At 69.0% G+C, this 25,171-nt stretch carries 24 protein-coding genes; 19 read left to right on the top strand and 5 right to left on the bottom strand.

Annotation, left to right across the window (positions count from 1 at the left end):
• Nucleotides 1–13 precede the first annotated feature (13 nt).
• Together IB242_RS15875 and IB242_RS15880 are read right to left on the bottom strand one after the other, a co-directional pair.
• The gene (locus IB242_RS15875) at nucleotides 14–1,189 is read right to left on the bottom strand and encodes a M20 aminoacylase family protein (RefSeq protein ID WP_192281655.1); all 1,176 of its coding nucleotides are present in this window, start codon (nucleotides 1,187–1,189) and stop codon (nucleotides 14–16) included.
• Nucleotides 1,190–1,383: 194 nt separating this feature from the next.
• The gene (locus IB242_RS15880; protein WP_192281658.1) at nucleotides 1,384–2,193 is read right to left on the bottom strand and encodes an SDR family oxidoreductase; all 810 of its coding nucleotides are present in this window, start codon (nucleotides 2,191–2,193) and stop codon (nucleotides 1,384–1,386) included.
• Between the two features lie 163 nt (nucleotides 2,194–2,356).
• On the opposite strand from IB242_RS15880, the gene IB242_RS15885 reads away from it, so the two are divergent.
• Nucleotides 2,357–3,775 carry a hypothetical protein gene (locus IB242_RS15885; RefSeq protein ID WP_225540722.1) on the top strand — a complete coding sequence of 473 codons (1,419 nt, stop codon included), beginning with the start codon at nucleotides 2,357–2,359 and terminating at the stop codon, nucleotides 3,773–3,775.
• A gap of 855 nt (nucleotides 3,776–4,630) precedes the next feature.
• Here the strand turns inward: IB242_RS15885 and IB242_RS15890 are convergent.
• Nucleotides 4,631–5,113 (bottom strand): YajQ family cyclic di-GMP-binding protein, encoded by a 483-nt coding sequence (locus IB242_RS15890; RefSeq protein ID WP_192281661.1) that lies wholly within the window; start codon nucleotides 5,111–5,113, stop codon nucleotides 4,631–4,633.
• A 96-nt stretch (nucleotides 5,114–5,209) separates the two neighbouring features.
• Between IB242_RS15890 and IB242_RS15895 the strand changes: the two genes are divergently transcribed.
• The 4 genes from IB242_RS15895 to IB242_RS15910 all read left to right on the top strand — a co-directional run bounded on the left by IB242_RS15895 (nucleotide 5,210) and on the right by IB242_RS15910 (nucleotide 8,774).
• Nucleotides 5,210–6,106 carry a DMT family transporter gene (locus IB242_RS15895; protein WP_192281664.1) on the top strand — a complete coding sequence of 299 codons (897 nt, stop codon included), beginning with the start codon at nucleotides 5,210–5,212 and terminating at the stop codon, nucleotides 6,104–6,106.
• Nucleotides 6,107–6,224: 118 nt separating this feature from the next.
• Nucleotides 6,225–7,229 carry a methionine ABC transporter ATP-binding protein gene (locus IB242_RS15900; protein WP_192281667.1) on the top strand — a complete coding sequence of 335 codons (1,005 nt, stop codon included), beginning with the start codon at nucleotides 6,225–6,227 and terminating at the stop codon, nucleotides 7,227–7,229.
• A complete protein-coding gene (locus tag IB242_RS15905) occupies nucleotides 7,226–7,924 on the top strand; it encodes a methionine ABC transporter permease (protein ID WP_192281670.1) in 699 nt (232 codons plus the stop codon). The genes IB242_RS15900 and IB242_RS15905 overlap by 4 nt, the downstream gene beginning before the upstream one ends.
• 49 nt (nucleotides 7,925–7,973) lie before the next feature.
• Nucleotides 7,974–8,774, top strand: coding sequence for a MetQ/NlpA family ABC transporter substrate-binding protein (locus IB242_RS15910; RefSeq protein ID WP_192281673.1), 801 nt, complete (start codon nucleotides 7,974–7,976; stop codon nucleotides 8,772–8,774).
• 80 nt (nucleotides 8,775–8,854) lie between these two features.
• On the opposite strand, the gene IB242_RS15915 is transcribed toward IB242_RS15910, so the two are convergent.
• On the bottom strand, nucleotides 8,855–9,487 hold the full coding sequence (locus IB242_RS15915) for an OmpW family outer membrane protein (protein WP_192281676.1): 633 nt from the start codon (nucleotides 9,485–9,487) through the stop codon (nucleotides 8,855–8,857).
• Between the two features lie 256 nt (nucleotides 9,488–9,743).
• On the opposite strand from IB242_RS15915, the gene IB242_RS15920 reads away from it, so the two are divergent.
• The 3 genes from IB242_RS15920 (at nucleotide 9,744) to lpdA (ending at nucleotide 14,033) form a co-directional block, all read left to right on the top strand.
• A complete protein-coding gene (locus IB242_RS15920; protein ID WP_192281679.1) occupies nucleotides 9,744–10,265 on the top strand; it encodes a DNA-deoxyinosine glycosylase in 522 nt (173 codons plus the stop codon).
• A 203-nt stretch (nucleotides 10,266–10,468) separates the two neighbouring features.
• Complete coding sequence (gene aceF / locus IB242_RS15925) at nucleotides 10,469–11,872, top strand: dihydrolipoyllysine-residue acetyltransferase (protein ID WP_192281682.1); 1,404 nt, start codon at nucleotides 10,469–10,471, stop codon at nucleotides 11,870–11,872.
• A 16-nt stretch (nucleotides 11,873–11,888) separates the two neighbouring features.
• Nucleotides 11,889–14,033, top strand: a complete 2,145-nt coding sequence (gene lpdA / locus IB242_RS15930; RefSeq protein WP_192281685.1) for a dihydrolipoyl dehydrogenase — start codon at nucleotides 11,889–11,891, stop codon at nucleotides 14,031–14,033.
• A gap of 853 nt (nucleotides 14,034–14,886) precedes the next feature.
• Here the strand turns inward: lpdA and IB242_RS15935 are convergent.
• Entirely contained in the window at nucleotides 14,887–15,690 is an 804-nt protein-coding gene (locus tag IB242_RS15935; RefSeq protein WP_192281688.1) for a hypothetical protein, read from the bottom strand.
• 303 nt (nucleotides 15,691–15,993) lie between these two features.
• Here IB242_RS15935 and IB242_RS15940 point away from each other — a divergent pair, with 303 nt between their 5' ends.
• The 11 genes from IB242_RS15940 (at nucleotide 15,994) to trpD (ending at nucleotide 25,155) form a co-directional block, all read left to right on the top strand.
• Nucleotides 15,994–16,398 (top strand): hypothetical protein, encoded by a 405-nt coding sequence (locus tag IB242_RS15940; RefSeq protein WP_343237160.1) that lies wholly within the window; start codon nucleotides 15,994–15,996, stop codon nucleotides 16,396–16,398.
• 24 nt (nucleotides 16,399–16,422) lie between these two features.
• A complete protein-coding gene (gene atpB, locus IB242_RS15945) occupies nucleotides 16,423–17,220 on the top strand; it encodes a F0F1 ATP synthase subunit A (protein ID WP_192281691.1) in 798 nt (265 codons plus the stop codon).
• A 67-nt stretch (nucleotides 17,221–17,287) separates the two neighbouring features.
• On the top strand, nucleotides 17,288–17,569 hold the full coding sequence (gene atpE / locus IB242_RS15950; RefSeq protein ID WP_013534007.1) for a F0F1 ATP synthase subunit C: 282 nt from the start codon (nucleotides 17,288–17,290) through the stop codon (nucleotides 17,567–17,569).
• A 122-nt stretch (nucleotides 17,570–17,691) separates the two neighbouring features.
• On the top strand, nucleotides 17,692–18,162 hold the full coding sequence (locus IB242_RS15955) for a F0F1 ATP synthase subunit B (protein WP_192281694.1): 471 nt from the start codon (nucleotides 17,692–17,694) through the stop codon (nucleotides 18,160–18,162).
• A 1-nt stretch (nucleotide 18,163) separates the two neighbouring features.
• A complete protein-coding gene (locus IB242_RS15960; RefSeq protein ID WP_192281697.1) occupies nucleotides 18,164–18,691 on the top strand; it encodes a F0F1 ATP synthase subunit delta in 528 nt (175 codons plus the stop codon).
• An 84-nt stretch (nucleotides 18,692–18,775) separates the two neighbouring features.
• Nucleotides 18,776–20,323: a F0F1 ATP synthase subunit alpha gene (gene atpA, locus IB242_RS15965; RefSeq protein WP_192281700.1), complete on the top strand. Its 1,548-nt coding sequence runs from the start codon at nucleotides 18,776–18,778 to the stop codon at nucleotides 20,321–20,323.
• A gap of 120 nt (nucleotides 20,324–20,443) precedes the next feature.
• A complete protein-coding gene (gene atpG, locus IB242_RS15970) occupies nucleotides 20,444–21,307 on the top strand; it encodes a F0F1 ATP synthase subunit gamma (protein WP_192281703.1) in 864 nt (287 codons plus the stop codon).
• Nucleotides 21,308–21,412: 105 nt separating this feature from the next.
• On the top strand, nucleotides 21,413–21,793 hold the full coding sequence (locus IB242_RS15975; RefSeq protein ID WP_192281706.1) for a hypothetical protein: 381 nt from the start codon (nucleotides 21,413–21,415) through the stop codon (nucleotides 21,791–21,793).
• A gap of 112 nt (nucleotides 21,794–21,905) precedes the next feature.
• Nucleotides 21,906–23,345 (top strand): F0F1 ATP synthase subunit beta, encoded by a 1,440-nt coding sequence (gene atpD / locus IB242_RS15980; RefSeq protein ID WP_192281709.1) that lies wholly within the window; start codon nucleotides 21,906–21,908, stop codon nucleotides 23,343–23,345.
• 111 nt (nucleotides 23,346–23,456) lie between these two features.
• Nucleotides 23,457–23,879 (top strand): F0F1 ATP synthase subunit epsilon, encoded by a 423-nt coding sequence (locus IB242_RS15985; protein ID WP_192281712.1) that lies wholly within the window; start codon nucleotides 23,457–23,459, stop codon nucleotides 23,877–23,879.
• 229 nt (nucleotides 23,880–24,108) lie between these two features.
• On the top strand, nucleotides 24,109–25,155 hold the full coding sequence (gene trpD, locus IB242_RS15990) for an anthranilate phosphoribosyltransferase (protein ID WP_192281715.1): 1,047 nt from the start codon (nucleotides 24,109–24,111) through the stop codon (nucleotides 25,153–25,155).
• The last annotated feature ends 16 nt before the right edge of the window (nucleotides 25,156–25,171 follow it).

Below are 25,171 nucleotides of genomic sequence, written 5' to 3' on the forward strand. Positions count from 1 at the left end.
CTGCCCGCAGCGCTCAGGCCAGCGGCAGGGCGCGCTCGACCAGCCGGGTGAACAGGGCCACGCCGTCGGCGATGATCGCGTCGTTGAAGTCGTACGCGGGGTGGTGCAGCGGCCGTTCGCCGTCCGGGCCCGGATCGGTGCGGCCCTGGCCCAGCCACAGGTAGGCGCCGGGGCGGGCCTGCAGCATGAAGGCGAAGTCCTCGGAGGTGAACGCCGGTGCCGACGCCTCGCGCGCATCCAGGCCGCATTCGGCGGCCACCTGCAGCGCGAAGCGCGCCGCGTCCGGGGTGTTGATGGTGGCCGGGTAATAGCGCAGGTAATCGACCTCGATCTGCACGCCCATCGCGGTGCCGACGCCGGCGCAGATCTCGCGCAGCGCGGCCTCGATGCAGTCCTGCACGCCGGGATCGAAACTGCGCACGGTGCCGGTCACGGTCACCAGGTCGGGCAGCACGTTGTGCGCGTGGCCGCCCTCGATCTTCGTCACCGACAGCACCGCCGACTGCACCGGGTCGATCCGGCGCGACACGATCGTGTTGAGCTGCTGGACCAGCTGCGCTGCGGCCAGGATCGCGTCCGGCGTGGTCTGCGGCATCGCGGCGTGGCCACCGCGGCCACGCACCGTCAGTTCGAACTTGTCGGCCGCCGCCATGATCGCCCCGAGCCGGGTCTGCACGCTGCCGGCTGGCAGGCCGGGCCAGTTGTGCACCGCGTACACCGCGTCGCACGGGAAACGCGCGAACAGGCCGTCGCGGATCATCTCCGCGGCGCCGCCCTGGCCTTCCTCGGCAGGCTGGAAAATGAAGTGCACGGTGCCGTCGAAGCGGCGCGTGCGTGCCAGCTGGCGCGCGGCGCCGATCAGCATCGTGGTGTGGCCGTCATGGCCGCAGCCATGATGCGCGCCCGGATGCAGGCTGGCCCAGGCCTGGGTGCCACGCTCGACCATCGGCAGCGCGTCCATGTCCGCGCGCAGGCCGATGCTGCGGCTGCCGGTGCCGACCCGCAGGCTGGCGACCACGCCGGTGCCGCCGACGCCGGTGGCGACCTCCAGCCCGAGCGCCCGCATCGCGTCGGCGGCGACGCCGGCGGTGCGGTGCTCGGCGAAGCCCAGTTCGGGGTGGGCGTGCAGGTCGTGGCGCAGTGCCTGCAGGTCGGGCAGCAGGTCGCGGATGTCGGTGGTGTCGATCACGGCGTGGGCAGTCGATGAAGCGGGAAAGGAGCAGTGTCGCAGCAGGAGCGCTGCGTGCGTGTGCTCGCGCCGGTGTCTGTGCCGGTGCCGGCATCCGAGCGCCCTTGGATGCACCACCGATGTCCCGCGGCGCGGCGACCGGTCGGCTTCGATGAGGTGGTCCGATTGCACGCTGGACGTATGGCGGAACCCGCTCAGGCGTACTGCATCTTCCGGGTCATGCCGCCGTCGACGATGAATTCCTGCCCGGTCACGAAGCCCGACAGGGCCGGCGCCAGCAGATACACGGCCAGCGCGGCGATGTCCTGCGGCGTGCCGACACGGCCTGCCGGGTGCTGCGCGTGGTCGTTCCGGCCCAGCCGCGGCCGCCTCCGCCTGGCGGGCGCCTGCCAGGCCTCGGTCGTGATCCAGCCGGGACTGATCGCGTTGACCCGCACCGCTGGTCCTTCGCTGAGCGCCAGCGCGTGGGTGAGCGCGAGCAGGCCGCCCTTGGCCGCCGCATAGGCTTCGCTGTGCGGCTCGGACTGGTGCGCGCGGGTGGAGGCGATGTTGATCACCGCGCCGCCGCCCGGCGCGCCGCGCAGGGCCGGCAGTGCGTGGCGCGTGCACAGGTAGGCACCATGCAGGCTGGACAGGCGACGCTGCCAGTCCGCAGGCGCCAGGGCATCCAGCGCCGGCGCATGCGGATCGGGCACTCCCGCGTTGTTGACCAGGCCGTCGATCCGGCCGAAACGCGCCAGTGCCGCGGCGACGAAGGCGGCGGTGCTGCGGTCGCCCGACACGTCCAGACGCCGGAACGCCGCGCGTCGCGGCAGCCCCCATTCGCGCAGGCAGGCCTTGCCGGCCTCGCCGTCGAGATCGCCGATCATCACGCTGCCGCCGGCACCGAGCACGGCCTGGGCGATGCCGCGGCCGATGCCCTGGGCGCCGCCGGTGACCAGGATCACGCGGTCCTGCAGCGGGTGCGCCGGCCAGGCGTCGATCGGGGGCGTGATGCTGGACATGCGGGCGGCTCCGTCGTGAAGGCACGCCCATCCTGGCCGACGGCCCGTGGTCGCGCTGTCGCCGGACGCGACCGGGGTGTCATCAGCGTTTCAAACCACTGCGCTGCAATGCGTGGCGGTCGTGCCGGTACTGGCGGCCGGTCGCCGTCCACAGGAATTCCGCATGAAGCCGATGTCCCCGCGCCGCTCCCGCCTGTCCGCTCCCGTGCTGCTGGCCCTGTCGTTCGGCGTCGCCGGCCAGGGATGGGCCGACGACACGCAGCGACGCTGGTTGCCCGGCGATCACCACGTGCACAGCGAATGGAGCGTGGACTGGGACCGCAGCACCGCGCCGCCGACGCCGATCCGCGGCGGCGATTCGCCGTACAGCCGCAGCGAGAACGCGCGGCGCGCGCAGGCCAACGGCCTGGCCTGGATGGTCCACACCGATCACGGTGGCCCCGGACATTCGCGGGTGACCGACGAGCACGCCTGGCCGGCACTGCAGCTGGCCAGGCGCGAGGTGCCCGGCGTGATCCAGTTCCACGGCATGGAGTTCGACGTGCCCGCGGCCGAGCACGCCTCGCTGATCATCGCGCCGGGTCCGGACGAGCATGCGCAGCTGGTCGGGATCGAGCGCGACTACAACCGGCGCGAGGTCGAGGACGGTTCGCGCGACAGCGGGCAGGCGATGCTGGATGCACTGGCGCACATGCGCGGCCTGCAGCCGACGCCCGTGCTGTTCGTCAACCATCCTTCGCGCACCGCCGCCGGCCTCGGCGTGTGGGGCGCGGTGACTCCGGCCGAGCTGCGCGCCTGGCAGGACACCGCGCCGCGGGTGGTGATCGGGATGGAGGGCGCGCCGGGCCACCAGGCCGCTCCGGGCACCGAGGCCGATCACCGCCACCGTGGCTTCTACCGCAATCCCGGGGCCCCGACCATCGGCGGCTTCGACCAGATGACCGCGCAGGTCGGCAGCGTCTGGGACGCGATGCTGGCCGAAGGCCGGCGCTTCTGGATCACCGCCAGTTCCGACTCGCACCGCAACACCGAACTCGGCGGCGCGGACTTCCAGCCGGGCGAGTACAGCCGCACCTATGTCTGGGCCAGACCGGAGGCCGACGACGTCCTCGACGGCATGCGCGGCGGACGCATGTTCGCGGTGACCGGCGACCTGATCGATGCGCTGGAGCTGCGCGTCTCCGCGCCGGGCAATCCGGCCGCGGCGGCGACGCTGGGTGGCACGCTGCACCTGCCGCAGGCGCAGGCGGTGCACGTGGAGCTGCGCGTGCGCGAGCCTGCCGAGCCGAACCGCAATGGCGACACCCCGCGCGTGGACCACGTCGACCTGATCGTCGGCAGCGCGGGGCAGGCCGGCCGGCCGGCGATGCAGGTGCGCCGTATCGAGCGCGGCGGGCTGCGCCGTGAAGGCGAGTGGCTGGTGCTGCGTGATGAGGTCGCGGTGCCGGCGCAAGGGGCGTTCGTGCGCGTGCGCGGCAGCAACACCGACCAGGCCGAACCGGCGCCGGACGTACAGGGCGAGGATCCGTGGCAGGACCTGTGGTTCTACTCGAACCCGGTGTTCATCGAGGTGGCACGCTGACCATGTGGCGCCGGCGCTGGCTGGCGCCCCTGCGGAGAATCACCGCTGCCGCTGCCGCTGCCGCTGCCGCTGCCGCCGTCGCCGTCGCTGTCGCTGTCGCTGTTCTGCTTTTGCCTCCGGCTCTGCTTCTGGACGTTGATCTTCCCGGCGCCGTGAAGCGAGCCGAGCATCGCAGCAGGAGCGGGGACGAAGAGGCCCACGTGTTTGAGCGAAGCGAGTTGTGGGCCGGCCCGAACAGGGGCCAAGGCCCCGCTCCTGCGAGAAGCGCAGGGCACCGGCGCGGCGCAGCCGCGCCGGCTCGCGGACCGGCTGTGCTTTCTTTTGGTTACTTTTCTTTGCACAAACAAAGAAAAGTGACTCGCTCCCACCCGTGCAGCGGGTAGAGCGAAAGCTCTGCTTTTGATTTCGCTCCGGCTTGCTTTTCAGGCGAAACAGCACACGCTGAGGCCGGGGCCGGGGCCGGGGCCGGGGCCGGGGCCAAGCATCAAAGCCAACGGCTTCCGCGCTGTTGCGCGGCTTACTTTTGTCTTGGCAAAAGTAAGCAAAACCGCCGTCGCCGGACGCGATCCGGCGCTACGCGCCGGTCCCCTGCGCTTCTCGCCTAGCGCGGCACGGCGCCCAAACTCGCTTCGCTCAGACAAGGGCGCCTCTTCGGCCGCATCAGGCTGCGATGCTCGGCTCGCTTTACGGCTCGGGTGGATCAAAATCCCGGCAACAGCAACAGCAACAGCAACAGCAACAGCAACAGCAACAGCAACAGCAACAGCAACAGCAACAGCAACGGCGGGGCGCTGCCGGCCGCTGGAACGAAAACGGGCCGCAGTGCGGCCCGTCCGGTCAGCGGCTCTGGCGACGTCAGTCGCGGAAGTTGTCGAACTGCAGCGGCAGGCCGACGTCGGTCTTGCGCAGCAGGGCGATCGCGTCCTGCAGGTCGTCGCGCTTCTTGCCGTTCACGCGCAGCTTGTCGCCGTTGATCTGGCTGTCGACCTTGAGCTTGGCGTCCTTCAGCGTGGCCTGCAGCTTCTTGGCGATGTCGCGCTCGATGCCCTGCTTGACCGTGATCTTCTGCCGGGCGCCGGCCAGGTTGGTCTCGATGTCGCCGAACTCCAGGCAACGCACGTCGATGCCGCGTGCGGTCAGGCGCTGGCGCAGGATGTCGGTCATCTGCTGGAGCTGGAAGTCGCTGGGCGCGGACTGGTTGATGATGTTCTCCTCCAGCACGAACTTCGCGTCCACGCCCTTGAAGTCGAAGCGGGTGGTCAGTTCGCGGCTGGCCTGGTCGACCGCGTTGGTCAGCTCGTGGGTGTCGACTTCGGAGACGACGTCGAAGGAAGGCATGCGGATCTCCCGGCGGGAACGAAAACGGGCCCCATTCTAGGCGATGCGGGCCGTCCGGACAGATGCGCCGGTGCGTGGGCGGAGCGATAATGGCGCATGTCGAACCCCCGTTCTCCCGTGCGCGCGGTGGCCTGGATGGTCGCCGCGGTGGCCTGCTTCTCGCTGATGGATGCGGGGATGAAGCTGCTGTCCGAGCACTATCCGCCGCTGCAGGTGACCCTGCTGCGCGGCGCCGCCTCGCTGCCGTTCGTGCTGGTCTGGGTGCTGGCCACCGCCGGCGCACGCTCGATCATCCCACGGCGCTGGGGCCTGCACCTGCTGCGCGGCATGCTGGGCATGGCGATGATCGGCTGCTTCGTCTACGCGCTGAAGCGGATGCCGCTGTCGACCGCCTATACGATCTATTTCGTGGCGCCGCTGCTGGTGGCCGCGCTGTCGGTGCCGCTGCTGGGCGAGCGGGTCGGGCCGCGACGCTGGACCGCGATCGGCATCGGCCTGGTCGGGGTGATCGTGGTGCTGCGCCCGGGTGTGGACGGGCTGATCTCGTTCCCCGGGCTGATGGTGGTGCTGGCCGCCACCGCCTATGCGATCGCCGCGGTCACCGTCAGCCTGCTGACCCGCACCGACACGCCGCAGTCGATGGTGGTCTGGTTCCTGCTGATCATGGCGGTCGGCGCCGGTCTGGCCGCGATTCCCGGCTGGGTGCCGCTGCGGGCCGAGCATGGCCTGCTGATCGCCGGGCTCGGTCTGTCCGGCGCGCTGGGCCAGATCGCGCTGACCCGCGCCTTCATGAGCGGCGAGGCCTCGATGATCGCGCCGCTGGAATACACCGGCCTGGTCTGGGTGATCGGCTGGGACCTGCTGTTCTGGCAGACATTGCCGGACCGCTACACCTGGATCGGTGCGGCCATCATCGTCGCCAGCGGTCTGTACCTGCTGCGCCGCGAACGCACGGTCGGCGCGGCACGTCCCGGTCAGCTCGACCACTCCTGAACATCGCCCGTGGTTGACTTAGAACAAGACGGAATAAGGTGCAGCCAGGCGGGGCGGGCAGTGCCCGGGCCCACCTGCTAGGCTTCACGCCCCCCATGACGCAGCCGGCCACCCCGCGGTGATCGAGTTTCAGCAGGTCCACAAATCCTATGCCGTCGGTGGCCGCCAGGTGGCCGCACTGCAGCCGCTCGACCTGCGGGTCGAGGCGGGCGAGGTGTTCGGCATCATCGGCCATTCCGGTGCCGGCAAGTCCACCCTGATCCGCCTGATCAACCGGCTCGAGGAGCCCAGCGGCGGGCATCTGCACGTGGACGGCACCGAAGTCACCGCGCTGGATGGCGCCGGCCTGCGCACGCTGCGCCGGCGGATCGGGATGATCTTCCAGCACTTCAACCTGCTGTCCTCGCGGACCGTGGCCGGCAACGTGGCCTTCCCGCTGGAACTGGCCGGCACGCCGAAGGCCGAGATCGCCGCGCGCGTGGCCGAGCTGCTGGACACCGTCGGCCTGCAGGCGCACGCGGACAAATACCCGGCGCAGCTGTCGGGCGGGCAGAAGCAGCGGGTCGGCATCGCCCGCGCGCTGGCGACGCGGCCGAAGATCCTGCTGTGCGACGAGGCCACCAGCGCGCTCGATCCGCAGACCACCGCCTCGGTGCTGGCGCTGCTGGCGCGGATCAACCGGGAGCTGGGCCTGACCATCGTGCTGATCACCCACGAGATGGACGTGATCCGCCGCGTTTGCGACCGGGTCGCGGTGCTCGATACCGGCCACCTGGTCGAGAGCGGCCCGGTGACCGAGGTCTTCCTGCACCCGAAGCACCCGACCACGCGCCGCTTCGTGTCCGAGGCCGAGCATGTGGACGAGGGCGTGCTGCACCGCGACTTCGCCGCGGTCGGCGGGCGCATCCTGAAGCTGACCTTCCTCGGCACCGACACCTATCAGCCGCTGCTGGGCCGGATCGCGCGCGAGACCGGGGTCGACTACAACATCCTGTCCGGCCGCATCGACCGGATCCGCGACACACCGTACGGCCAGCTGACGGTGTCGCTGGTCGGTGGCAACGCCGATGCCGCCCAGGCCGCCTTCGTCGCCGCCGGCGTGCACGTGGAGACGCTGCAATGAGCCACAGCCCGATCGCCGCGGCCGCCGGCTTCTTCCGCCATCTCGACGCCGGCAAGTGGCAGGAGATCGGAGGCGCCAGCATCGACACCCTGCTGATGCTCGGCGGCTCGCTGCCGCTGACCCTGCTGATCGGCCTGCCGCTGGGCGTGCTGCTGTTCCTCACCGGTCCTGGCCGGCTGCATCCGCACCGGGGCGTCTACGGCGTGCTGGCGGTGGTGGTGAACCTGCTGCGCTCGGTGCCCTTCATCATCCTGATGATCGCGATGATCCCGCTGACGCTGTGGGTGATGGGCACCTCGCTGGGCGTGCGCGGCGCGATCCTGCCGCTGGTGGTCGGCGCCGCGCCGTTCTACGCGCGCCTGGTCGAGACCGCGCTGCGCGAGGTCGACCGCGGCGTGGTCGAGGCCAGCCTGGCGATGGGCACCACCACCTGGCAGCTGGTCTGGCGGGTGCTGCTGCCCGAGGCGCGTCCCGGCCTGATCGCCGGCGCCACGGTCACCACGATCGCGCTGATCGGCTTCACCGCGATGGGCGGTGCGATCGGCTCCGGCGGCCTCGGTGACCTGGCCTACCGCGACGGCTACCTGCGCTCGCACACCGACGTGGCCCTGGTCACCGTGGTCCTGCTGCTGGTGCTGGTGCAGATCCTGCAGATGCTCGGCGACCGCCTGGTCGCGCACTACAGCCGGCGCTGAGCCGGCGTACGCCGCCACCTTCCTTCCACCGAACAGGACGATCCCCCCGATGACCCTGATCCGCTTCCTCCTCGCCGGCACCGCCGCGCTCGCCCTGTCCGCCTGCGGCGGCGCCGGTTCGGATGCCGATGGGCAACGCCTGAGCGTGGCCGCCACCGCGGTGCCGCACGCCGAGATCCTCGAGGTGGTCAAGCCGATCCTCGCCGAGCAGGGCGTGCAGCTCGACGTGCGCGTGTTCAACGACTACGTGCAGCCCAACGACCAGGTCGCGCAGAAGCTGATCGACGTCAACTACTTCCAGACCGAGCCCTACCTGGACGCCTACAACCGCGACCGCAAGACCTCGCTGGTCACCGTGACCGGCGTGCACATCGAGCCGTTCGGCGCCTATTCGCGCCGGTTCGCCTCGCTCGAGGCGCTGCCGGACGGGGCCGACGTGGTGATCCCGAACGATCCGAGCAACAACAGCCGCGCGCTGATCCTGCTGCACACCGCCGGCGTGATCCGGCTGGCCGACCCGACCAACGCGCTGTCGACCCTGCGCGACATCACCGCCAACCCGAAGCAGCTGAAGTTCCGCGAGCTGGATGCGGCGATGCTGCCGCGCGTGCTCGACCAGGTCGATCTGGCCCTGATCAACACCAACTACGCGCTCGATGCCGGCCTGAACCCGGTGAAGGACGCGCTGGCGATCGAGAGCAGCGACTCGCCGTACGTGAACTTCCTGGTCTCGCGCGCCGACAACAAGGACGACCCGCGCGTGCAGAAGCTGGCCGCGGCGTTGACCGGCCCGCAGGTGAAGGCCTTCATCGAGCAGCAGTACGCTGGCGCGGTGTTGCCGGCCTTCTGAGCGGCGCCGCTACATCGCTGGCAGGCAAAGAAAAACGGGCCGCAAGGGCCCGTTCTTCGTTCTGCCGGCAGACGGCTGGATCAGAAGCGTGCGCCCAGGCCGATGCCGACGGTCCACGGATCGAGCTTGAGCTCGCTGCCGGTACGCTCGCCGCCGACGGTGGTCTCCGGACGCGAGTGCATGTACCGCGCATCGGCACGGGCGAACCAGGTCGAGTTGATGTTCATGTCGACGCCGACGGTGCCGATCGCACCCTTGGCGGTTTCCACGCCCAGCGGCGCGCCGCCGATGGTGGCCACGTCCAGCCGCTCGTTGCTGAAGTTGGACTCGTAGTAGCCCAGGCCCACGAACGGGCGGAAGGTGTTGTCGGCCTGGCCGAAGTGGTACTGCGCGCTCAGCGCGATCGGCTGCTGCTCGACGGTACCGATCTTGCCGGTGCTGGTGCTGCGCACGCGGTGATCGAACTTGTCGACCGCGCCCCACAGCTCCACCGCGACGTTGTCGTTGGCGTACCAGCTGGCGCTCAGGGTCGGCGCCGGACCACCATCGACCTTCAGGCCGCTGGCCGGATCGTCGGGCTTCATGTGGGCGATGCCGCCGACCACGGCGAAGCGCTTGCCGGAGGCGGTATCGGTGCCGTCCTGCGCGAACGCGGGAGCGGCGGCGAACAGCGCCGGAACCAGGGCCAGACTCAGGATTCGGATCGAACGCATGGGGTATCTCCTGTTCTCGTTTTTTTACGCCCATCGGGGAGTGGGCGCGGCCATGCTGGTCCGCGCTGGATGAATCGCTCCATGCTCGCGGTGTGCGTGCCGCGCAGGCATTCAGGGAACTTTCCGAAGGCGCAGCAGCGACGCGGCATTGCGCCCGCACGCCTGTTCAACGAACTCAACGTGGCGTGAACGCCATGCAGTGCAGGCCGCATGAATCCGCGTGGATCGGTGGCGGCACCGTGGTAGAACGCCGCGGATGGATGACGCCACGCTGCAGGGGCTGCCGCCCCACATCGCCGACGACTGCCGGGTGCTGGTCCTGGGTTCGATGCCGGGCGCGGCCTCGCTCGCTGCCGGCCGCTACTACGCTCATCCGCGCAACCGCTTCTGGCCATTGTTCGGTCGGCTGTGTGGCGTCGACCCTGCCCTGGAGTACCCGGCGCGGCTCGCCGCGCTGCAGGCGGCGGGTGTGGGCCTGTGGGATGTGATCGGGCGCTGTGCGCGGGCCGGCAGCCTGGACAGCGCGATCCGGGACGCGCAGGTCAACCCGCTGACGCAGCAGCTGCGACGCCTGCCCGCGCTGCGCGCGATCGCCTTCAATGGCGCCAAGGCGGCGGCCGAGTTCGAACGCGGCGCCCGCCGCGATCCGGCGCTGGCGGCCGCAGCGGACGGGAAAATGCTGCTGGGCCTGCCCTCGACCAGCCCGGCCAACGCGGCGTTCGACGCCGAGCGCCTGTTCGACGCCTGGTCGGTGCTGCGCGCGCATCTGCAGCGCTGACCGGCAGGCCGGCGACTGCGGTCTGGCGCCGGCCGTGTCCATGGGACATCGTCGCCGATCTCGCCGGCAAAACGGTATCCGCAGCAACTTGTCGCAGGACATCCGGCGCCGAATGGTGCGGACATGCATCGCAGAGGTTGGCGGGGGGGGCGCGGATGGACACAATAGGAGTTTCCCCACGCATTAGATCCGGAGCCTTGGCAATGGCCGAACTCAAGGAAGCGCGCGTTCCCGATATCGGGGACTACAGCGACGTCCCCGTCATCGAAGTCCTCGTCGCCGTCGGCGACACCGTCGCCAAGGATCAGGGTCTGGTGACCCTGGAGTCGGACAAGGCCACGCTGGAAGTCCCCGCGCCGTTCGGCGGCGTGATCAAGGAACTGAAGGTCAAGCTCGGCGACACCCTGTCCGAAGGCGGCCTGGTCGCGATCATCGAAGCCGCCGGCGACGACGCCCCGGCCGCCAAGGCCGAGGCGCCGAAGGCCGAAGCGTCCAGGCCGGCCGAGCCGGTCAAGGCCGCCGAAACCGCGACCTGGGTCGAGCCGGCGCCGGTCGCCGCCACCCCGGACAAGCTGGCCCAGCGCGAGATCGCGCAGGTCCAGGCGACGGCCCCGTCGGCCGGTGCCACCCGCACCCCGCCGGTCGAGTTCAACGCCGACAGCGTGCTGCCGCAGAACGTGCCCTATGCCAGCCCTGCGGTGCGCGTGTTCGCGCGCGAGCTCGGCGTGGATCTGTCGCAGGTCACCGGCAGCGCCCGCGGCGGCCGCATCGACAAGGAAGACGTGCAGCGCTTCGTCAAGGCCGCGCTCAGTGGCGGCGTGCAGGCGTCGGCCGGTGCCGCGCCGGCCGGTGGCGGCAATGGCCTCAACCTGCTGCCGTGGCCGAAGGTCGACTTCAGCAAGTTCGGCGAGACCGAGACCCAGCCGCTGTCGCGGATCAAGAAGATCTCCGGTGCCAACCTCGCCCGCAACTGGGCGATGATCCCGCACGTCACCCAGTTCGACCAGGCCGACATCACCGACCTGGAAGCGCTGCGCGTGGCGCTGAACAAGGAGCAGGAGAAGAGCAAGTCCGGCGTCAAGCTGACCATGCTCGCGTTCCTGATCAAGGCCAGCGCCGCCGCGCTGAAGCAGTTCCCGGACTTCAACGCCTCGCTCGACGCCAGCGGCGAGAACCTGACGCTGAAGAAGTACATCAACATCGGCTTCGCCGCCGACACCCCGAACGGCCTGGTCGTGCCCGTGGTGCGTGATGTCGACAAGAAGGGCGTGCTGCAGATCGCGCAGGAAATGGGCGATCTGGCCAAGAAGGCCCGCGACGGCAAGCTCGGCCCGGCCGACATGACCGGCGGCTGCTTCTCGATCAGCTCGCTGGGCGGCATCGGCGGCACCGCGTTCACCCCGATCATCAATGCGCCGGAAGTGGCGATCCTGGGCGTGTCCAAGTCCAGCACGCAGCCTGTGTGGGACGGCAAGCAGTTCGCGCCGCGCCTGACCCTGCCGCTGTCGCTGAGCTACGACCACCGCGTGATCGACGGCGCCGCCGCGGCCCGTTTCACCACGTATCTGGCGCAGGTGCTGGCCGACATGCGCCGCGTGCTGCTGTAACCGGAGGGCACGAATCATGGCGAACATCGAAATCAAGGTCCCCGACATCGGCGACTACAGCGACGTGCCGGTGATCGAGATCCTGGTCGCGGTCGGCGACACCGTGGCCAAGGACCAGGGTCTGGTCACGCTGGAATCGGACAAGGCGACGCTGGAAGTGCCGTCCACGGCTGCCGGCGTGGTCAAGGAAATCAAGGTCAAGCTCGGCGACACGCTGTCGGAAGGCGCCGTGGTCGTGGTGCTGGAAGGCGAGGACGCCGCGGCGTCCGCACCGGCCGCCGCACCTGCAGCCCCGGCACCGGCCGCCGCTCCGGCGCAGGCTGCCGCACCCGTGCAGGCGGCTCCGGCCGCTGCCGCGCCGGCGGCCCCCGCGGCTTCCGGTGGCGTGGTCGAGGTCCAGGTCCCGGACATCGGCGACTACAGCGACGTGCCGGTGATCGAGATCCTGGTCGCGGTCGGTGACACCGTGGTCAAGGACCAGGGCCTGGTCACGCTGGAATCGGACAAGGCGACGCTGGAAGTGCCGTCCACGGCGGCTGGCGTGGTCAAGGAAATCAAGGTCAAGCTCGGCGACACGCTGTCGCAGGGTGCCGTGGTCGTGGTGCTGGCCGCCGAGGGCGCTGCCGCGCCTGCCGCCGCCGCACCGGCCAGCAAGCCGCCGGTCGCGCCGTCGCACCGCGCCCCGGCCGAGCCGCCGGCACCGAAGCCCGCGCTGGGCACCGGCAAGCCGGCCGACATCGAATGCCGCGTGGTCGTGCTGGGCGCAGGCCCTGGTGGCTACACCGCGGCGTTCCGTTCGGCCGATCTGGGCATGGACACGGTGCTGGTCGAGCGTTACGCCAGCCTCGGCGGCGTCTGCCTCAACGTCGGCTGCATCCCGTCCAAGGCGTTGCTGCACGCCGCGGCGGTGATCGACGAGGTCGCCCACGCTGGCGATTTCGGCGTGGACTTCGGCAAGCCGAAGATCACCCTGGACAAGCTGCGCGAGTACAAGGAAAAGGTCGTCGGCCAGCTGACCAAGGGCCTTGCCGGCATGGCCAAGCAGCGCAAGGTGCGCACGGTCACCGGCGTGGCGAAGTTCGTGTCGCCGAACGAGCTGGAGATCGCCGGCGACGACGGCAAGACCCAGCTGCTGCGCTTCGAGCAGTGCATCATCGCCGCAGGTTCGCAGGCGGTGAAGCTGCCGAACTTCCCGTGGGACGACAAGCGCATCATGGATTCGACCGATGCGCTGGAACTGGCTGAGGTGCCGAAGAAGCTGCTGGTCGTCGGCGGCGGCATCATCGGCCTGGAAATGGCTACCGTGTATGCCGCGCTGGGCAGCCAGGTCACCGTGGTCGAGTTCATGGACCAGCTGATGCCGGGCGCCGACAAGGACCTGGTCAAGCCGCTGGCCGACCGTCTGAAGAAGCAGGGCATCGAAGTCCACCTGAAGACCAAGGCCGCCAAGGTTTCGGCCGACAAGAAGGGCATCACCGTCGGCTTCGAGTCGGCCACCGAGGGCGAGAAGCCGGCGCTGGAAAGCGGCGTGTGGGATCGCGTGCTGGTGGCCGTGGGACGTTCGCCGAACGGCAGGAAGATCGATGCCGAGAAGGCGGGTGTGCAGGTCAGCGAGCGCGGCTTCATTCCGGTCGACCGGCAGATGCGCACCAACGTGCCGCACATCTTCGCCATCGGCGACATCGTCGGTAACCCGATGCTGGCCCACAAGGCCACGCACGAGGGCAAGCTGGCAGCCGAAGTGGCCCACGGCGAGAAGAAGGAGTGGGTGGCACGGGTGATCCCGTCGGTGGCCTACACCAACCCGGAAATCGCGTGGGTCGGCGTGACCGAGACCGAGGCCAAGGCCAAGGGCCTGAAGGTCGGTGTGGCCAAGTTCCCGTGGGCCGCCAGCGGCCGCGCGATCGGCATCGGCCGCACCGAGGGCTTCACCAAGCTGATCTTCGACGAGGAGACGCACCGCGTGATCGGCGGCGCCATCGTCGGCGTGCATGCCGGCGATCTGCTGGCCGAGATCGGCCTGGCGATCGAGATGGGCGCGGAAGCCGAAGACATCGGCCACACGATCCATGCGCATCCGACGCTGAGCGAGTCGGTGGCGATGGCCGCCGAGGTCTACGACGGCACCATCACCGATCTGTACATCCCGAAGAAGAAGTAAGCCGGATCGCAGCATCGATGCTTCAAGGAAACCCCGGCGCAGGCCGGGGTTTCCGCTTTCCGGCGTGGCGAAGGTTGCTGCGCCGGTGCGGTGAGCAGCGTCAGCGTCACGCCGGCTGCAACGCCATGTGCGGCGGTCCGGCCATGGCTGGAGCCGCCATCGGCCCACGCGCGCTGCGCCAGGCGGCCTCCGTGTCAGACCGGTCGGGCGCCGCGCCGGATCACAGCGAGCGGAATCCACCTCCGCGCAGCGGACGCGGACGTGGGATACGCCGCGGCTTCGGCTTGCAGCGACATGGTGTGCGGCGTCCGTTGCCTTTCATGTGCGCCCGGCGCACGTGGTCGTGGCGTCATGCAGCCCAGCCGCGCGGTGCGCTCATGCACTCATGGGCGCGACAGGACGCCGCACTGCCGCGTTTCTCCAGGTCGGGAATCCAGGCGGTCGCGCTCCGCGCGCTGTCCCATCGGTCGTGTGCGGCGGGTGCTGAACGGAGCAGTGTGCTTCGAAGCGCCGGAGTGCGGCGATGCGTGCGTACACCACTGCTTCCGCAGCGGATACGTGGAAGAGGAGTTCCGGGCGGTCTGCGGGATCCCGGCGCCTTGAAGGAGCGCGTGGTCGATGGGAGCATCCCGCATCCCGCATCCCGCATCCCGCATCCCGCCTTGGCATCCGCACGCCAGCGGGCGCTGCGCTGCCTGCGCGGGGAGAGCAGAGCAATCCCGGAGGCAGGGGCCGGCCGGCGCGCATGCCGCACCGGCAGCGGCGACAGGCCACCCAAAAAGGAAAACCCCAAGGCCTGTGGCCTTGGGGTTTCGCGAAGGACGCCGCGCTGCCGCGACGGTCCGGGCGCGTGTCAGAACGCCAGGGTCACACCGACGACCGGACCACGGAAGCGCTGGTCCCAGCCGACGATGCCGTCGCCGCCCATGTGCTTGACGTCCAGCCGGTACCACTCGTAGCCGCCGAACAGGCCGAAGTTGTCGGTGAAGCGGTACTCGGCGATCGCGTTGGCGCGGCTGATGCTGCCGTCGTAGTCGCCGAAATCGCCCCAGCCCGCATCCAGGTACTGGCCCTGCAGGTTGAACAGCCACTTGTCGTTCGGCGTCGCGGTCAGGCGCAGGCCTACCACCGGGGCGTAGCCGTTCTCGCTGGCGCTGTCGCGCCAGGTGTCGGTGCCGGCCTCGGCGTACACGCTGCCCTTGACGCGCGCCCACTCGGCGCCGATCTGCAGACCCACGCTCACCGACTCGGTGTTCACCACGGAGTAGTCGTACAGCAGGCTGGCCAGTTCGAACTTCATCTCCGCCTTGGCGAAGCTGCCGGCGGGGATGGTGATGTCGTCGTAGGAGACGTCGCTGCCCAGTTCTTCGCGACGGTCCTTGTTGTAGTTGAAGTAGTCGAACACCAGCCGCTGGCGTTCGCTCAGACGGAACACGCCATCGATGCGCGGCACGATCTCGTCGCTGCCGAAGTCGAAGTTCTCGGAGAACTCGTAGGGCTCACCCATGAACTCGGTGCGCGCGCTGAAGGTGGTGCTGGCGTCGGCGTTCATCGCGCCGAGGCGCAGAGTGAAGCGGTCCGCATTCTCCTGGGCGGCGGCGGCACCGGCGGCGAGCAGCAGGGAGGCGGTGGACAGGAGGAGCAGAGGGCGTCGCATCGAGAAGGTCTCTCAGGTGGGTCAGGGCGCCACTCTCCGATCCCTCCAGTCCACGGCCCGTGATGCGCTGATCGACGCTTCGTGAAAAAGGTGTTCGCACAGGCCGATAGCGTGCGCTGGCGCACGAAACGAGAAAGCCCCGGCGGACCGGGGCTGGCGCGACGGACCGACGAGGAAGCCGCCTGCGCCCTGATGGGACCACGCCCGGGCCAGCGAGTTCCGCGCTGCGGACGCCGACCTTCGGCGGTTGTCCCTCCAAATGTCCCCCTGCTATAATTTTGCGGCTCGGTGAGGCGCACCTGCGTGCAGCCTCGCATCCGCTTACCTGCAAGGTACCGTCACGTGCTGAACTCCGTTGCCGCTGGCCGGCGACAAGCCGGGCGTGCGATTGCCTGGCAGGTCGTGGCGACACTGCTGGTCGCGCTGCTCTGCCTGACGGCGGGTCTGCGCTGGTCGGCGGCGGCGCTGGTCGGTGGCGGTGCGGTGACGCTGGCGATCTGGCTGGCGGCGCGTGTCGCGCTGGGTGGGGGTGTCGGCAGTGCCGGGCTCGCGGTGACGCGCCTGCTGGCCGGCATGGCGGTGAAATGGATGGTGGTGATCGGCGTGATGGCGCTCGGTGTCGTGGCATGGGGCCTGCCCCCGCTGCCGATGCTGATCGCGGCGGCGGTCGCACTCGTTGCACAGATGCTGGCCCTGGCCAGCCGATAAGATCGACTACAGGAACCGGGACCTATGGCGGGCGAGGCGGAACTGACCCCTACCAGCTACATCCAGCATCACCTGCACAACCTGACCGGTTCGGTCGGCGAGGGCAGCTTCATGACGCTGCACGTGGACACCCTGATCACTTCGGTGCTGATGGGCCTGTTCATGGTGTTCCTGTTCTGGCTGGCCACGCGCAAGGCCACCGCGGGCGTGCCGGGCAAGTGGCAAGCCTTCGTCGAGATCTGCCTGGAGTTCGTCGACCGGCAGGCGCGCGACACCTACCACGGGACCAGCAAGCTGGTGACGCCGATCGCGATCACCCTGTTCTTCTGGATCCTGCTGATGAACCTGCTGAAGATGGTGCCGGCGGATTTCATCGCCAAGCCGCTCGAGCTGCTCGGCGTGCCCTACTGGAAGCCGGTGCCGACCGCCGACGTCAATGCCACCCTGGGCATGTCGTTCAGCGTGTTCTTCCTGATGCTGTTCTTCGCGCTGCGTTCCAAGGGCCTGGGTGGCTTCACCCACGAGTTCCTGACCGCGCCGTTCGGCAAGTGGATGATGCCGTTCAACCTGATCCTCAACATCGTCGAGTGGCTGAGCAAGCCGATCTCGCTGGCGATGCGACTGTTCGGCAACATGTTCGGCGGCGAAATCGTGTTCCTGCTGATCTGGGTGCTCGGCGGCGCCGGCATCGCCGGCATGTTCGCCGGTGCGGCCTTCGGCTTCGGCTGGATGATCTTCCACCTGCTGGTGATCCCGCTGCAGGCGTTCATCTTCATGATGCTGTCGATCGTGTACCTCAGCCTGTCCGAAGACAGCCACTGATTCGCTTCACCCTTCGTTTTCCCTCACCCTTCGCACCAACCCTTAGCAATCCGCTCCGGAGAAAATCATGGAAACCGCACTGACCGCTCTCGCTTCCGTCCAGGCTTCGACCGTTCTGGCCATCGGCATCATGATCGGCCTGGCCGCGCTGGGCGCCGGCCTGGGTCTGGCCATCATGGCCGGCAAGTTCCTGGAGTCGGCCGCGCGCCAGCCGGAGCTGATCCCGGTCCTGCAGGTCCGCATGTTCATCACCGCCGGCCTGATCGACGCCGCGTTCATCATCTCGGTCGCCGTCGGCCTGCTGTTCGCCTTCGCCAGCCCGTTCCTGGTCGGCGGTCTGGCCCCGTAACTGTCGGAACTCCGGTTCCGTCGGGTCTGTCGTCGGTCCGCGCCAGCGGTGCCGGCGACAGCATGTAGGACGTCTGCCGGCGTACGCGCCGGCGGCCTCCCGAGCACAGGCAGAGCGCACCAATGAACCTCAATCTGACCCTTTTCGCCCAGGCGCTGGCCTTCGCCGCGCTGATCTGGCTGATCGCCACCAAGATCTGGCCGCCGCTGCTCAAGGCCATCGAGGAGCGCCAGCAGAAGATCGCTGAAGGTCTGGCCGCTGCAGACCGCAGCCAGAAGGACCTGGCCACGGCCCAGGACAAGGTCAACGATCTGCTGAAGGAAGCGCGCGGCAAGGCCAACGAGATCATCGACCAGGCCCACGCACGCGCCAACCAGATCGTCGATGCCGCACGCGACGAAGCCATCGCCGAAGCCAACCGCCAGAAGGCGCTGGCCCAGGCCGAGATCGACGCGTCGGCCAACCGCGCCCGCGAGGACCTGCGCCGTCAGGTGTCGGTGCTGGCCGTCAGCGGCGCCGAGAAGCTGCTGCACCGCGAGATCGACGCGAACGCGCACAAGGCGCTGCTGGACCAGCTGGCGGCCGAGATCTGACATGAGCCAGGCCCTCACGCTCGCCCGTCCCTACGCCCGTGCCGCGTTCGCGGCCGCGCGCGATACCGGTCGCCTGCCGGCGTGGTCGGAGGCCCTGGCCTTCTCCGCGCAGGTCGCCGCCGACCCGCGCGTGTCCGGCCTGCTGCTCAATCCTTCGCTGACCGACGCGCAGGCCGTGTCCCTGCTCGCCCCGACCGGCGCCGATGAAGCGTTCACCCGCTTCCTGGGCCTGCTGGCCGAGGCCGGCCGTCTGCCGCTGCTGGTGGACGTGGCCGCGCTGTTCGAGCAGCTGCGCGCCGAGGAGAACCACGTGGTGCGTGCCCGCGTCACTTCGGCCGTCGCCCTGTCCGGCGCCGACCTGGAGTCGCTGCGCGCCGCGCTCAAGCGCCGGTTCGGCCGCGAGGTCGAGCTCGAATCCGCGGTCGACGCCGAGCTGATCGGTGGCGCCGTGATCGATGCCGGCGACGTCGTGATCGACGGCTCGCTCAAGGGCAAGCTCGCGCGCCTGCAGACCGCGCTGGCGGGCTGACCGGTCGCCGCAAGCAGACAGTTCACTTTTCAGGTCGTCAACCCGAACCCTTCGTCCGGCGCGCGCGACACCAAGGAAACCAACATGGCTACCACGCTCAATCCCTCCGAAATCAGCGACCTGATCAAGACCCGCATCGAGCAGGTCAAGCTGTCGGCCGAGTCCCGCAACGAAGGCACCGTGACCAGCGTGTCCGACGGCATCGTGCGCATCTTCGGCCTGGCCGACGTGATGCAGGGCGAAATGATCGAACTGCCGAACAACACCTTCGCGCTGGCCCTGAACCTGGAGCGCGACTCGGTCGGCGCCGTGGTCCTGGGCGACTACGAGCACCTGCGCGAAGGCGACGTGGCCAAGACCACCGGTCGCATCCTGGAAGTGCCGGTCGGTCCGGAAATGCTCGGCCGCGTGGTCAACGCGCTGGGCGAGCCGATCGACGGCAAGGGTCCGATCACCGCGCAGCTGACCGCGCCGGTCGAGCGCGTCGCTCCGGGCGTGATCTGGCGCAAGTCGGTCGACCAGCCGGTGCAGACCGGTTACAAGTCGGTCGACGCGATGATCCCGATCGGCCGTGGCCAGCGCGAGCTGATCATCGGCGACCGCCAGACCGGCAAGACCGCGATGGCGATCGACGCGGTGATCAACCAGAAGGGCACCGGCATCAAGTGCGTGTACGTGGCGATCGGCCAGAAGGCCTCGACCATCGCCAACATCGTGCGCAAGCTGGAAGAGAACGGCGCGCTGGCCCACACCATCGTCGTGGCCGCCACCGCCTCCGAGTCGGCCGCGATGCAGTACATCAGCGCCTACTCGGGCTGCACCATGGGCGAGTACTTCATGGACCGCGGCGAGGACGCGCTGATCGTGTACGACGATCTGTCCAAGCAGGCCGTCGCCTACCGCCAGATCTCGCTGCTGCTGAAGCGTCCGCCGGGCCGCGAAGCCTATCCGGGCGACGTGTTCTACCTGCACTCCCGTCTGCTCGAGCGCGCCGCCCGCGTGTCCGAGGAGTACGTCGAGAAGTTCACCGAAGGCAAGGTCACCGGCAAGACCGGTTCGCTGACCGCGCTGCCGATCATCGAGACCCAGGCCGGCGACGTGTCCGCGTTCGTGCCGACCAACGTGATCTCGATCACCGACGGCCAGATCTTCCTGGAAACCGACCTGTTCAACGCCGGCATCCGCCCGGCCGTGAACGCCGGCATCTCGGTGTCGCGCGTCGGTGGCTCGGCCCAGACCAAGATCATCAAGAAGCTGTCGGGCGGCATCCGCATCTCGCTGGCCCAGTACCGCGAGCTGGCAGCGTTCGCGCAGTTCGCGTCGGACCTGGACGAAGCCACCCGCAAGCAGCTGGAGCGCGGTCAGCGCGTCACCGAGCTGATGAAGCAGAAGCAGTACGCGCCGATGTCCATCGCCGACCAGGCGCTGACGATCTACGCCGTCAACGAGGGTTACCTCGACGACGTGCCGGTAGCCAAGCTGCTGGCCGCCGAAGCCGGCCTGCACGCCCACTTCGCCAACACCCAGGGCGCGCTGGTCGAGAAGATCAACGCCACCGGTGCGTGGGACAACGAGATCGAGGCCGCCTTCAAGCAGGGCATCAGCGATTTCAAGGCCACCGGCAGCTGGTAACAGCGGTCAAGGGCAGGGGGTGAAGGGCGACGCGGAGACGCGACGCGGCTTCACCCTCGAGCCGCACAACGGCGCCCCCTTCACCCTTTACCCTTCACAGCGAGCAGAGCGAGCGAGTCAATGGCAGGCGGACGCGAAATCAAAACCAAGATCAAGAGCGTGCAGAACACCCGCAAGGTGACGCGCGCGCTCGAGATGGTCTCGGCCTCCAAGATCCGCAAGGCGCAGGACCGGATGCGCACCTCGCGTCCGTACGCGCAGGCGATGAAGCAGGTCATCGGTCACCTGGCGCAGGCCAGCACCGACTACCAGCACCCGTTCCTGGTCGAGCGCGAGCAGGTCAAGCGGGTCGGCTACATCGTGGTCTCGTCCGACCGTGGCCTGGCCGGTGGCCTGAACAACAACCTGTTCCGCAAGGTGCTCGGCGAGATCCGCGAGCTGAACGGAAAGGGCGTGGAAGTCGACATGGTCACGATCGGCCAGAAGGCATCGACCTTCTTCCGCCGGATCAAGGTCAACATGGTCGGCAGCGTCACCCATCTGGGCGACATCCCGCACCTGGACCAGCTGATCGGCGTGATCAAGGTGATGCTCGACGCCTACACCGAGGGCAAGGTCGACCGCGTGTTCGTGGTGTACAACCACTTCCTCAACACGATGACCCAGAAGGCGACGTTCGATCAGCTGCTGCCGCTGCCGCCGGCGCAGACCGACGTGCCGCAGCACGACTGGGACTACCTGTACGAGCCGGATGCCGGCACCGTGCTGGAGCACGTGATCACCCGTTACATCGAGTCGCTGGTCTACCAGGCCGTGCTCGAGAACGTGGCGTCCGAGCACGCCGCGCGCATGGTGGCCATGAAGGCCGCCAGCGACAACGCGAGCAAGATGATCGGCACGCTGCAGCTGGTCTACAACAAGGCCCGCCAGGCCGCGATCACCCAGGAAATCTCGGAGATCGTCGGCGGCGCAGCGGCGGTCTGACGCACCATCAGGGGGAGGCGACGCCTGCAGTCGGCGCCGCTTGCGGAACGATGTATCGACTGCCTGAACGCTGAACGCCTCATCCACACCAAAGGAATGAACCAGATGAACAAGCTCCTGATCGCCGCCTCGCTGGCCCTGCTGCTCGGCGCCTGCGCCAAGGACGAAGCCGCTGCTCCGGCGTCGGCCGACGCTGCGCCCGCTTCGGCCGCGCCCGCTCCGGTGACCGAGCCGGCTGCAGACGCAGCTGCCGCCGCCGCTCCGGTCGGCACCGGCATGCCGCAGGCGTGCGAGGATTACCTGACCCGCGCCAAGGCCTGCTTCGCCAAGTCGGGCGGCGACGCTTCGGCGGCCGCGTTCCAGCAGGGCGTCGACCAGACCCGCACGCAGTGGGAGTCGATCACCGACAAGGCGGCACTGGAGACGGCCTGCAAGTCGGCCAACGACCAGTTCGGCCAGACCGCGGCCATGCTCAAGTGCGAGTAAGCCGCTGAGCCGGACCGCCCGCGATCCGTCGCGGGCGGTCCTTCCCCGGGGGCTCTGGAAAGCCGCGCGGCTTTCCAGAGCATCCGACACTTTTGGACAAACGAGTAGCGACATGAACGCCACCAACCACCAAGGCAAGATCGTCCAGATCATCGGCGCGGTCGTCGACGTCGAGTTCCCGCGCGGTGAAGTACCGAAGGTCTACGACGCGCTGAAGGTCGAGGGAACGGCCATCACCCTGGAAGTGCAGCAGCAGCTCGGCGACGGCGTGGTCCGCGCGATCGCGCTGGGCTCCACCGACGGGCTGAAGCGCAACCTGGTCGCCACCAACACCGGCCGCGGCATCGCCGTGCCGGTCGGCACCGGCACGCTGGGTCGCATCATGGACGTGCTGGGCACGCCGATCGACGAGGCCGGTGCGGTCGAAGCCGACACCACCTGGGAAATCCACCGCGAGGCCCCGAGCTTCGACGAGCAGGCCTCGGCCACCGAGCTGCTCGAAACCGGCATCAAGGTCATCGACCTGATGTGCCCGTTCGCCAAGGGCGGCAAGGTCGGCCTGTTCGGAGGCGCCGGCGTGGGCAAGACCGTCAACATGATGGAGCTCATCAACAACATCGCCAAGGCGCACTCGGGTCTGTCGGTGTTCGCCGGCGTCGGTGAGCGTACCCGCGAAGGCAACGACTTCTATCACGAGATGATCGAGTCGGGCGTCGTCAACAAGGACAACCCCAAGGAGTCCAAGGTGGCGATGGTCTACGGCCAGATGAACGAGCCGCCGGGCAACCGCCTGCGCGTCGCGCTGACCGGCCTGACCATGGCCGAGTACTTCCGCGACGAGAAGGACGCCTCGGGCAAGGGCCGCGACGTGCTGTTCTTCGTCGACAACATCTACCGCTACACCCTGGCCGGTACCGAAGTGTCCGCGCTGCTGGGCCGCATGCCGTCGGCGGTGGGTTACCAGCCGACCCTGGCCGAGGAAATGGGCGTCCTGCAGGAGCGCATCACCTCGACCAAGACCGGTTCGATCACCTCGATCCAGGCCGTGTACGTGCCCGCGGACGACCTGACCGACCCGTCGCCGGCGACCACCTTCGCCCACCTGGACTCGACCGTGACCCTGTCGCGCTCGATCGCCTCGCTGGGCATCTACCCGGCGGTCGATCCGCTGGACTCCACCAGCCGCCAGATGGACCCGCTGGTCATCGGCGAGGAGCACTACAGCACCGCGCAGCGCGTCCAGCAGACCCTGCAGAAGTACAAGGAGCTGAAGGACATCATCGCGATCCTGGGCATGGATGAGCTGTCGGAAGAAGACAAGCAGGCCGTGTCGCGCGCGCGCAAGATCGAACGCTTCTTCAGCCAGCCCTTCCACGTGGCCGAAGTGTTCACCGGCTCGCCGGGCAAGTACGTGTCGCTGAAGGAAACGATCCGCGGCTTCAAGGGCATCGTGGACGGCGAGTTCGACCACCTGCCGGAGCAGGCGTTCTACATGGTCGGCACCATCGACGAAGCCGTCGAGAAGGCCAAGAAGATCGCCGAGAAGGCGTAAGCCGCGAAGCGAGGGGCGCGAAGGGTGAAGCGACGTGCTTCCCCTTCGCTCCTGAGCCCGCCCGGCGGGCGCTCCCTTCACCCTTCACGCCCTGAGCGAAGCGAGAGATACATGAGCACCATCCGTTGCGACATCGTCAGTGCCGAGCAGGAGATCTTCCGTGGCGAAGCGACCCTGGTCGTGGCCACCGGCGAGCTCGGCGAACTGGGCATCGCGCCGCGCCACGCGCCGCTGATCACCCGCCTGAAGCCGGGCAAGGTGGTGGTGACGCTGGCTGACGGCAGCCACCTGGACTTCGCCATTTCCGGCGGCATCCTCGAGGTGCAGCCGCAGGTGGTGACGGTGCTGGCCGATACCGCGATCCGCGCCGAGGACATCGACGAGGCCGCGGTGCGCAAGGCCAAGGAAGAAGCCGAGCGTGCCCTGTCCGGGCGTGGCGAGGCGATGGAGATCGCCGAGGCGCAGCAGCGCCTGGCCGAGGTCACCGCCCAGTTGCAGGCGCTCGAGCGCCTGCGCCGCAACCTCAAGCACTGATCCACGCCGGCCTTCGGGCTGGACATGGGTGACGTCGACGCCGGCCTCGTGGCCGGCGTTTGCGTTTCTGCGCCGTCACGGTCCGCGTCGACGCACCCGGAGAGCTGGCGGTGGCATCGGCGACGCCGGCACCTGGCTGCATTCCGCCGCCGCGTGGCCGGCAACGGCAGCCGCCGCGCCGGGCGCAGCGGTTAGACTCGCAGTGTTTTCCGTACGCGAACCGCACCGCATGACCATCACCCCCCAGGAAGCGCTGCAGCGCACGATCGAACACCGCGAGATCTTCCACGACGAGATGGTCGGGCTGATGCGCCAGGTGATGCGCGGCGACGTCTCGCCGGTGATGACCGCGGCGATCCTGACCGGCCTGCGGGTCAAGAAGGAAACCGTCGGCGAGATCGCCGGCGCCGCCACGGTGATGCGCGAGTTCTCGCGCACCGTCGAGGTGGCCGACCGCAGCCACCTGGTCGACATCGTCGGCACCGGCGGCGACGGTTCGCATACCTTCAACATCTCGACCTGTTCGATGTTCGTGGCCGCCGCAGCCGGTGCGCGCGTGGCCAAGCATGGCAACCGCAGCGTGTCGTCCAAGTCGGGCAGCGCCGATGTGCTCGAGGCGCTCGGCGTGGCGATCGAGCTGCAGCCCGAGCAGGTCGCCGCGTCGATCGCGCACAGCGGCATCGGCTTCATGTACGCGCCGATCCACCATCCGGCGATGAAGGTGGTCGCACCGGTGCGGCGCGAGATGGGCGTGCGCACGATCTTCAACATCCTCGGCCCGCTGACCAATCCGGCCGGCGCGCCGAACATCCTGATGGGCGTGTTCCATCCCGACCTGGTCGGCATCCAGGCGCGCGTGCTGCACGAACTCGGCGCCGAGCGGGCGCTGGTGGTGTGGGGGCGCGACGGCATGGACGAGCTGTCGCTGGGCGCGGCCACGCTGGTCGGCGAGCTGCGCGATGGCGTGGTGCGCGAGTACGAGCTGCATCCGGAGGATTTCGGCATCGCGATGTCGGCCAGCCGCAACCTGCGCGTCGCCGATGCCGCCGAGTCGCGGACGATGCTGCTGGGCGTGCTCGACGGCGCGACCGGGCCGGCCCGGGAGATCGTCGCGCTCAATGCCGCCGCCGCACTGTATGTCGCCGGCGTCGCAGCGGACATCGGCGAGGGCCTGGAGCGCGCACGCGCGGCGATCGACAGTGGCGCCGCACGTGCGCGCCTGGATGGCTTCGTCGCCACGACGCAGGCCCTGGCCGCGGGCGGCCTGCCGGGCTGAACCGCCAACCGCCATC

It is taken from the genome of Xanthomonas sp. XNM01, from assembly GCF_014851915.1.
Lineage (GTDB): Bacteria > Pseudomonadota > Gammaproteobacteria > Xanthomonadales > Xanthomonadaceae > Pseudoxanthomonas.